Annotated in this window: 4 protein-coding genes and 1 pseudogene; 2 read left to right on the top strand and 3 right to left on the bottom strand. The window is 36.9% G+C overall.

What is annotated here, in order from left to right; genetic code table 11:
* On the bottom strand, positions 1 to 331 hold a 331-nt coding region (locus AC1DVB_RS26240), incomplete at its 3' end, for a GntR family transcriptional regulator (protein ID WP_477591719.1).
* Positions 332 to 446: 115 nt separating this feature from the next.
* Here AC1DVB_RS26240 and AC1DVB_RS26235 point away from each other — a divergent pair.
* Together AC1DVB_RS26235 and AC1DVB_RS26230 are read left to right on the top strand one after the other, a co-directional pair.
* Positions 447 to 1,403: a DMT family transporter gene (locus AC1DVB_RS26235; RefSeq protein ID WP_057275979.1), complete on the top strand. Its 957-nt coding sequence runs from the start codon at positions 447 to 449 to the stop codon at positions 1,401 to 1,403.
* The gene (locus AC1DVB_RS26230) at positions 1,403 to 2,296 is read left to right on the top strand and encodes a DMT family transporter (RefSeq protein ID WP_057275978.1); all 894 of its coding nucleotides are present in this window, start codon (positions 1,403 to 1,405) and stop codon (positions 2,294 to 2,296) included. The genes AC1DVB_RS26235 and AC1DVB_RS26230 overlap by 1 nt, the downstream gene beginning before the upstream one ends.
* Positions 2,297 to 2,446: 150 nt before the next feature.
* On the opposite strand, the gene AC1DVB_RS26225 is transcribed toward AC1DVB_RS26230, so the two are convergent.
* Entirely contained in the window at positions 2,447 to 3,004 is a 558-nt protein-coding gene (locus AC1DVB_RS26225; protein ID WP_057275977.1) for an MFS transporter, read from the bottom strand.
* Positions 3,001 to 3,200, bottom strand: a pseudogene (locus AC1DVB_RS26220) (FAD-binding protein); the annotation flags it as partial. The gene AC1DVB_RS26225 and the pseudogene AC1DVB_RS26220, both read right to left, overlap by 4 nt.

The raw sequence follows: 3,200 nt of genomic DNA, 5'->3' as shown, positions 1-3,200 counted from the left end.
GCTGATAGGTATCGATGGCTTTGTTAATGCAATGTTGAAAGTCATGATACGGAAATTGATGCCAAGCGGGAGCGGAGGTAACAAAGTCGATGTCTGTTGTGGGTTCGCTTTTACCATCAAATTCTTTTTGTACGACATAATATCCGCTTTTAGGAACGGCGTAGATTAAATGCCTCTTTTCCAATTCTTGCAGGGCTTTCAAGACTGTACTTTTACTACATTGATGTTGATCGCTTAATTGACGGATAGATGGGAGTTTAAAGCCTGCTTTGAGCCGTCCATTCTGGATGAGAGATTCAAATTCATTAAACAAAGCTACGTATTTTAGCATGATTACCTCCTAAAACTGTACCGTTACAGATGCTTCATATTTGTATTGTATCGTAGTGGAACTTTTAATACGATACTAACAACCGGCCGGGTGTTGAAAAGGAGGATTACTCAATATGCCAGAAAATAAAAAAGCCTATCTTGCGGCGATACTTTATGCCATTATTATTGGATTTTCATTTTTCTTTACAAAAATATCATTAATGGAAGCTAGTCCGCTAGATACATTGGCACATCGATTTACGATGGCTTTCTTGATCGCCATAATCATTAAGCTATTAAGGAGGACATCAGTGAAAATGAGTGCAAAGGATTCTGTGAAAATTCTTCCGTTGGTGTTCCTTTATCCAATTTTATTCTTTATTTTTCAAGTGTTTGGTCTCATTTATACCTCATCTTCAGAAGCGGGTATTATCCAAGCGACCATACCAATTTTTACGTTATTATCAGCTTCATTATTTTTGAAAGAATACGCAGGTAGAGCTCAGAAATTTTTTCTTTATTTATCTGTTACGGGGGTTATCTTTATCTTTGTCATGAATGACTTGCAACATGCGGCTCACAGTTGGAAAGGAACGATCCTGATCTTATTATCCTCGATTGCCGCCGCTCTTTATAATGTGATAGCGAGGAAGGTAACAAAGCAATATTCACTATTTACGTTAACGTATGTGATGACTTTCTTTGGTTTTGTGACTTTTAATAGTATGGCCGTCATTAACCATATAATTAACCATTCCATCAGCAGCTTTTTATTACCCTTCACAAGTAGTGCATTCCTCATTTCAATCGTATATCTTGGGGTATTATCGTCTTTGCTTACTGCTTTTTTATCAAACTATTCATTATCTATATTACCAGCATCTAAAATGAGCGTTTTTAGTAATTTAGCGACATTGATTACAATAATGGCAGGGGTGATTTTCTTACATGAATCGATTCATTATTATCATGTAATAGGTGCAATGATCATTCTTGCTGGGGTAATCGGCACGAATTATTTTGGTGGAATTCAATCCAAGCAAAATAGTAAGACTTTTGCCGACCCATTGCTGAAAAGGGAGGTAAAGTAATGAATAAATATGTATTGTTACTCTTGATTAGTGGTATATGGGGATCTCAATTTTTCTTTATTGCATTAGTCATAGAAAATGTTGGGGTTATTACATTATCAGCCATCAAAGCATGCATCGGCGGTATCTGTTTACTCTTCTTTGGTTTGTTTTTATCAAAAGAAGAGCGAAAAGTACCCAGGGGTTATTATAAATGGTATATTATCATTGCTTTTTTCGAGGTTGTACTCCCATTCGTTTTTATTGCACAAGGCCAGAAATCGGTGCCTAGCAGTATCGCCGCGGTGCTGATTGGAATGGTTCCCATCTTTACCATCCTTTTTTTACTAGCATTTTTCAAAAGAAAAAGCACAAGGCCGCAGATTACAAGTATCCTATTCGGATTTGCAGGTATTGTCTTCCTTTCCTGGCCGACACAAGGAATCCAAGACCTTTCTAACAGTATTCAGGGGAACATCCTCATGATATTGGCTGCTATGAGTTTTGGATTATCATTGATTTTCATGGAGAAATTAAACGAGGGTTCTTCCGTCATTCATATGAGAAATGTATTACTGATTGCCAGTGCATTGCTCATACCCATGTCCCTTTTGTTTGAGCAATCTTTCAAATTGGATATAGCACGATCTCAATCCATCTACTTAGCGATTTTAGGCATTTTCCATGCAGGTGTTGTTTATGCATTATTTAATAGGCTGATTCGGCAAGAAGGCGCATTATTTACTTCATATAGTAATTATATAGTGCCAGTCATCGGAATGATTTTAGGGTTTTTCTTTTTACATGAAGCGTTGTCCATTCATCAATTGATTGGGATGGCTATAATAATGATGTCATTAGTTTTTTTAGACGAAAAAATAATTATCAAATTGAAAAATGGGCAGCAGGTTTAATATTTTTTGTAAGATCATTTTTAGTTTTTTGATCAGCAAATGAATATATGGTAAAAGAAGCATCTGCTGAGGTTAATGCAGATGCTTCTTTTACTAAATGGGGTAATTAATTTATTAGGGCTAACCAGTAATAAATGCTTATATTTTTATTTATTCTGCATTAGATAGTGAAGCGTTTTTCTCCATCTTCATTATAATAAATCCACTCCAGGCAAACATTAAGGAAGCAATGTAAAAGATGCTGCCAATCGTTAAAAAGTCGACTAAATATCCGGTTGCAATCACCGCAGCTGCAGCACCGATGGATGTCCAAACATGATAGTTTCCAATTTCCTCACCCGCTGTTTTCTTCGTAACATATCTTGCAAGTACCGTTTTTTCTGTGTTTTTTTGTACTGCCCCAAGTACCCCCATAATGATTTGCAGGAGATAGACATGCCAAATTTCATATGCGAGTGGAAAGGCAAGAAGAATTAGTGCCATCCCCCATGAATAGATAAGGAGAAATGCTTTGTCACCGGCTTTGTCAGTGAGTTTTCCGATTAAAGGATAGCTAAGTGCTGCAGTCAGTGAGAATATTCCATATGCCCAACCGAATTGCGAATAACTGGTGCCTACATTTTTGATTAGCAAAATATAAAAAGGGAAAATCATGCTGGCAGCCATCCCAACAGTGCCTTGGTAAAAAACGAAACGTTTATAATTCATGGATGATACTCCTCATAGAAAAGATTCATGAAGCGATTATCAGGATCGTATTTCTTCTTTAAATGAAAGAATTCCTCAGTACGCGGATACGCTTCAAATAATTGTGTCTTGGTTGGATACCCATAATAGGGCAGGTAGTAGCTGCCGTTATGATCAAGCGTCACATCTATCATGTTTCGGATGACCCTTCCCGTAT

The sequence above is a fragment of the Peribacillus sp. P4_D6 genome, from assembly GCF_056401795.1.
Note: the sequence above shows the minus strand (reverse complement) of the source record. Positions and strands in the feature narration are given on the sequence as shown.

What these genes read in the sequence shown, in the direction of transcription:
- AC1DVB_RS26225 (WP_057275977.1), bottom strand. Translation starts at nt 3,004, where the DNA reads ATGAATTATAAACGTTTCGTTTTTTACCAAGGCACTGTTGGGATGGCT.
- AC1DVB_RS26235 (WP_057275979.1), top strand. Translation starts at nt 447, where the DNA reads ATGCCAGAAAATAAAAAAGCCTATCTTGCGGCGATACTTTATGCCATT.
- AC1DVB_RS26230 (WP_057275978.1), top strand. Translation starts at nt 1,403, where the DNA reads ATGAATAAATATGTATTGTTACTCTTGATTAGTGGTATATGGGGATCT.